The organism is Psychrobacter sp. 1Y4 (assembly GCF_051847555.1).
Genome location: NZ_JBPYDE010000685.1, coordinates 1 through 653 on the forward strand (window position 1 = coordinate 1; position 653 = coordinate 653).

Genomic DNA, 653 nt, shown 5'->3' on the forward strand with positions numbered 1-653 from the left:
ATGGTGCAGCTATTTCAAGGTTATGGCGAGTCCATTGTTGATTATAATCATGAAAATACCTCTATTGGTTTCGGTATCGTACTGAATGACTGGAAAGGCCTCTAATATAAGCGAGCCTTACTATATTTATGATAATCAATAGTCTATGCACCGCTTAGTGCCTTATCAAACTGGACTGTGGCTGGCAGAGTATTTAAATGTACGCTGCCAGCTATGCCGTATTTATCGAAGTACACCACAATCTCAGCTATTGATACAGCACTCACATGCTAATAGTAATGACGCATCGAGCGAACATTCTGAATTTTCCCTTTCAAGCAATCAATCCTCGTTTGCTCATATTTATCATCAAATCAATCACCGCTTAAGTAGTGGGTTACTCTGCACTTATTGTCATAATAGTATCGCATGGCTACCACAGCCTTTTGATGTTGACATTGCTGCTGGTAGATCCTTATCTATCCAAGTATCTACCTATTATGAATATCCAATCCGTCAAGCGATTCGGGCGTTTAAGCATCATGAAGACATGACAAAATTGCCATTGTTGTTACATGCATTACGCCAGCTACCTCGGCCACATGGCTGTCATCGTAATAATAGCGTGATTGTTGCCATGCCAACGACCAATCAACGTCTAGTGAAACGAGGGT

Annotated in this window: 1 protein-coding gene and 1 pseudogene; both read left to right on the plus strand. The window is 41.0% G+C overall.

The features are described 5' to 3' along the window. The coding region (locus ACS8FC_RS18325; protein WP_439297840.1) for a phospholipase A at window positions 1-105 on the plus strand (105 nt) is incomplete at its 5' end. A 40-nt stretch (window positions 106-145) separates the two neighbouring features. Beyond that, window positions 146-653 (plus strand): annotated as a pseudogene (locus ACS8FC_RS18330) (ComF family protein); the annotation flags it as partial.